6 protein-coding genes and 1 pseudogene are annotated in these 4,172 nt (G+C 71.2%); 5 read left to right on the forward strand and 2 right to left on the reverse strand.

The window, feature by feature from the left end; all coding sequences use genetic code 11:
* Positions 1–352: pseudogene (locus tag O3Q52_RS49730) on the reverse strand (hypothetical protein); the annotation flags it as partial.
* Positions 353–454: 102 nt separating this feature from the next.
* Between O3Q52_RS49730 and O3Q52_RS49735 the strand changes: the two are divergent.
* From O3Q52_RS49735 to O3Q52_RS49745, 3 genes are all read left to right on the forward strand, one after another.
* Complete coding sequence (locus O3Q52_RS49735; protein WP_269655027.1) at positions 455–1,534, forward strand: exo-alpha-sialidase; 1,080 nt, start codon at positions 455–457, stop codon at positions 1,532–1,534.
* Positions 1,535–1,571: 37 nt separating this feature from the next.
* Positions 1,572–2,276: an NADPH-dependent F420 reductase gene (npdG, locus tag O3Q52_RS49740; RefSeq protein ID WP_055612268.1), complete on the forward strand. Its 705-nt coding sequence runs from the start codon at positions 1,572–1,574 to the stop codon at positions 2,274–2,276.
* Positions 2,277–2,449: 173 nt separating this feature from the next.
* A complete protein-coding gene (locus tag O3Q52_RS49745) occupies positions 2,450–2,638 on the forward strand; it encodes a hypothetical protein (protein WP_269655028.1) in 189 nt (62 codons plus the stop codon).
* Here the strand turns inward: O3Q52_RS49745 and O3Q52_RS49750 are convergent.
* Positions 2,628–3,428, reverse strand: coding sequence for a site-2 protease family protein (locus O3Q52_RS49750; protein ID WP_269655029.1), 801 nt, complete (start codon positions 3,426–3,428; stop codon positions 2,628–2,630). The two genes, O3Q52_RS49745 and O3Q52_RS49750, sit on opposite strands and share 11 nt — an antisense overlap.
* Before the next feature lie 119 nt (positions 3,429–3,547).
* Between O3Q52_RS49750 and O3Q52_RS49755 the strand changes: the two genes are divergently transcribed.
* The gene (locus tag O3Q52_RS49755; protein WP_269655030.1) at positions 3,548–3,754 is read left to right on the forward strand and encodes a hypothetical protein; all 207 of its coding nucleotides are present in this window, start codon (positions 3,548–3,550) and stop codon (positions 3,752–3,754) included.
* A 14-nt stretch (positions 3,755–3,768) separates the two neighbouring features.
* On the forward strand, positions 3,769–4,172 hold a 404-nt coding region (locus O3Q52_RS49760; protein ID WP_269655031.1), incomplete at its 3' end, for a winged helix-turn-helix domain-containing protein.

Raw genomic sequence — 4,172 nt, forward strand, 5'->3', positions numbered from 1 at the left:
CCCGGTCCAGGTGCGGGGCCCCGGGCGCGTCCGGCGCCACCACGAGGAGCGTCTCGCCCCGCCGGGCCGCCTCGATCCGGCCGAGTCCGACGGCCAGATGGGCCGGGTCCCCGGGCCGCGCCCCGTGCCGTACGAGCGTCGGCGTCAGCTCCGGCGTGCCCGACCAGGCGGCCTCGTCCACGAGGTGCGCGGCGAGGTGCCACGGCTCGTACTCCGCCGTCCCCACCAGCAGCAGTCCGCCCCCGTGCGGCAGCACGGAGGAGCGCAGCGCTCCCGCGAACCGCCGCGTGGCACCCGGCCACTCGGTTCCGGCGAGCACTTCGCGCAACAGGGCGACCCGTACGGCATCCATGCGCACGCATCCTGCCGCAACCGGCCACTCGTCAGGTGGAGTTCACCATGAATTCGCCCGGGGTGGGCAGAGTGTCCGTCCGATTCGGTAAGGGAGGGTTCCATGGCCAGTACTGAGACATCCGTGCCGTTCCGGGCGGGACAGGAGGGCTACGCGAGCTTCCGGATCCCGGCCGTCGTCGCCACCGGCGGGGGCACCCTGCTCGCCTTCTGCGAGGGCAGGGTCGGTTCCCGGGACGACTTCGGGAACATCGACATCGTGCTGAAGCGCTCCACGGACGGCGGCCTGACCTGGGGCCCGCTCCTGGTCGCCGCCAAGAACGGGGACGCGCTCTCCGGGAACCCGGCCCCCGTCGTCCTCGACACCGGCCGCGTCCTGCTCGTCCACCTCCGCAACGCAGCCCTCGCCACGGAGGACGCCATCCGCCGCGGCAAGGTGAGCGCCGCCGACGGACGCCGCGTCTGGGTCCAGCACAGCGACGACGAGGGCCTCACCTGGTCGGGCCCGAAGGAGATCACGAAGCAGACGAAGAAGGACACCTGGCGGTGGTACGCCACCACCCCGGGCCACGCCCTCCGGCTGAGCACCGGCCGGGTCGTCGTCCCCGCCAACCACTCCCTCCCGCCGACCGGCAAGGACACCGGCACCGAGGGCAAGTACAACGGCGGGCACTGTCTGCTGAGCGACGACGACGGCGAGACCTGGCGCATCGGGTACGTCGACGACAACACCGACAACTACATCAACGTGAACGAGACCACCGCCACCGAACTCCCCGACGGCCGCGTCTACTTCAACACCCGCACCGACTCCACCGCACCCGGCACCCGCGCCGACGCGTACTCGCGGGACGGCGGCCAGACCCTGGTCAAGCCCTTCCGGCCGCAGGCCGGCCTCACCGGCCCGGTCGTCGAGGGCAGCGTGCTCCAGCTCCGCGACCCGGACGTCCTGCTGTACTCCGGCCCCGCCGACCCCGGTTTCCGCGCCCTGATGACGATCCGCTCCAGCACCGACGACGGCGTCACCTGGCGGCCCGCGCACACCGTGGACGGACTGCCCGCCGGGTACTCCGATCTCGTCCGCGTCGACGACGACACCGTCGGACTCCTCTACGAGACGGGCGACTTCGGTGCGTACGAGACCATCGTCTTCCGCAGGGTGTCCGTGACGGGGCTCACCTGACCGCCGCGGACGGGAACAGCGCACGTAAAGTCGGCCCATGACCTCTACTGACAGTGCACAGAAGGCGCCCGCGAAGGACCCCTGGGACCTTCCCGACGTGTCCGGGCTCGTCGTCGGCGTACTCGGCGGCACCGGTCCGCAGGGCAAGGGACTCGCCTACCGGCTGGCGCGGGCCGGCCAGAAGGTGATCATCGGATCGCGGGCCGCGGAGCGCGCGCAGGCCGCCGCCGACGAACTCGGCCACGGCGTCGAGGGCGCAGACAACGCCGAGACCGCCCGTCGCAGCGACATCGTGATCGTCGCCGTGCCGTGGGACGGACACGGCAAGACGCTGGAGTCCCTGCGCGAGGAACTGGCCGGCAAGCTCGTCGTCGACTGCGTCAACCCGCTCGGCTTCGACAAGAAGGGCGCGTACGCGCTGAAGCCCGAGGAGGGCAGCGCCGCCGAGCAGGCCGCCGCCCTGCTGCCGGACTCGCGCGTCACGGCCGCCTTCCACCACCTCTCCGCGGTCCTTCTCCAGGACCCGGAGATCGAGGAGATCGACACCGACGTCATGGTCCTCGGCGAGGAGCGCGCGGACGTCGAGATCGTCCAGGCACTGGCCGGCCGCATCCCCGGCATGCGCGGGGTCTTCTCCGGGCGGCTGCGCAACGCCCACCAGGTCGAGGCACTGGTCGCGAACCTGATCTCGGTGAACCGCCGGTACAAGGCCCACGCGGGTCTGCGTGTGACCGACGTGTAGCCGTGCGGCGGACTCCGGGCGGAGTTGTGTGCGCACGGGGTCCTGACGGAGCCCGTGCGGACGGGCTCCTGACGTGGGGGACACTGGACACAGCAGTGTCCCCCCGACGGGACCGAGCAGGTCCCCTTGGCGGGACCGACAGCAACGACAGGACCTGACAGGAGCCGCACCCCATGTCCCGACTCGCCCTCTACGCCCTCGTCGTCTGCCTGCTGGCCACGGCCGCGGCCGTCGTCTCCTTCGTCCAGGGCAGCTGGCTGGGGATCGTCTGGGTGCTGCTCGCGGGTCTCTCGTCCAACATGACCTGGTACTACCTGCGCCGGGACAGGGCGCGCCGCCGGACGCCGTCCGTCACTGGTTGACCGAGCAGAACTCGTTGGTGTCCGTCCAGAAGCGGTAGAGGTTCTGTCCGCAGTACGTCTGGAACTCGTCGATGTTCAGGCTGCGCAGGAGCGCGTCGATCACGTCGAAGAACACACCGTTCACCGCCGGGATCCACAGGATGGCGATCACGAGGAGCAGCCCGAAGGGCGCGAGGGGCTCCACCTGGCGGCGGATCTTGTACGACAGCCAGGGCTCGATCATGCCGTAGCCGTCCAGGCCCGGCACCGGCAGGAAGTTCAGCAGCGCGGCCGTGACCTGGAGCAGTGCGAGGAACGCGAGCGCGAACTGGAAGTCCGCCGGTACGCCGTCCAGCGCGTCCAGCCAGAACGGGGCCGTGCAGACCACCGCGAACAGCACGTTCGTCAGCGGGCCCGCCGCCGAGATCAGGCTGTGCTTCCAGCGGCCCTGGATCCGGTTCCGCTCGATCCAGACCGCGCCGCCCGGCAGACCGATACCGCCCATCATTACGAAGATGACGGGGAGCACGATGCTCAGCAGCGCGTGGGTGTATTTGAGGGGGTTGAGGGTCAAATACCCTTTCGCGCCTATCGAGATGTCGCCGCTGTGCAGGGCCGTGCGCGCGTGCGCGTACTCGTGCAGGCAGAGCGAGACGATCCAGGCCGCCGTCACGAACAGGAAGACGGCCACGCCTGGCTGCTCGGCGAAGCCCGTCCAGGTGGCCCATCCGGTCACCGCGGTGACGGCCACGATCCCGAGGAAGACGGGGCTGATCCGCCGGTCGCTGTGGCGGGTGGTGGCGGTGGTCATGGGGTCGGGCTCCCTGGGGTTCGCTCAGCGGGCTTCATGCTGAGGGGCGTGCCCGACCGTACCGGGCGTATGCCGAAAACGTCTCGCGATCGCCTGTGAGTTCCAGGGAGGGTGGACCCATGAGGTCGTGGCAGGTGCTCTACGCGGGCAGGCAGGCGCAGTGTGAACCGGCACCGGGGGAGCGGTCGCCGCGTTCGGCCGATACCCGGGCCAAGCGGTCCGAACCGACAGAAAAACGTATCCCGGAGGACTCCGCGGAGACCGGTGTCCTCGTCACGATCGACATCCCGGGCGCCACTCCGCAGGAACCCCGCGACCCGTGTTGAGACCACCGGAGACAATGGACCCCGTGCGCTACCGCATTCTCGGCACCACCCAGGCACTCCGTGGCGACGGCACGCCCGTCCCGGTCGGCGGGGCGCGGCTGCGTGCCCTGCTGACCGTGCTCGCCCTGCGGCCGGGACGGACCGTGCCCGCGGCCGTACTGGTCGACGAGGTGTGGGGCGCCGACCCGCCCGCCGACGCCACGGGCGCGCTGCAGGCCCTGGTGGGCAGGCTGCGCAGGACGCTCGGCGCGGACGCCATCACCTCAGCCGAGGGCGGCTACCGGCTGTGCGCGGCGGCCGACGACATCGACCTGCACCGCTTCGAGCGGCTCGCCGGGGAGGGCGTCCGCGCGCTTGCCGACGGCGACCCCGGCAAGGCGGCCGTCGTCCTCGACGACGCCCTCGCGCTCTGGTGCGG

Source organism: Streptomyces sp. ActVer, assembly GCF_027270795.1.
GTDB classification, from domain to species: Bacteria; Actinomycetota; Actinomycetes; order Streptomycetales; family Streptomycetaceae; genus Streptomyces; species Streptomyces umbrinus_A.

What these genes read in the sequence shown, in the direction of transcription:
- npdG (WP_055612268.1), top strand. Translation starts at nt 1,572, where the DNA reads ATGACCTCTACTGACAGTGCACAGAAGGCGCCCGCGAAGGACCCCTGG.
- O3Q52_RS49755 (WP_269655030.1), top strand. Translation starts at nt 3,548, where the DNA reads ATGAGGTCGTGGCAGGTGCTCTACGCGGGCAGGCAGGCGCAGTGTGAA.
- O3Q52_RS49745 (WP_269655028.1), top strand. Translation starts at nt 2,450, where the DNA reads ATGTCCCGACTCGCCCTCTACGCCCTCGTCGTCTGCCTGCTGGCCACG.
- O3Q52_RS49735 (WP_269655027.1), top strand. Translation starts at nt 455, where the DNA reads ATGGCCAGTACTGAGACATCCGTGCCGTTCCGGGCGGGACAGGAGGGC.
- O3Q52_RS49750 (WP_269655029.1), bottom strand. Translation starts at nt 3,428, where the DNA reads ATGACCACCGCCACCACCCGCCACAGCGACCGGCGGATCAGCCCCGTC.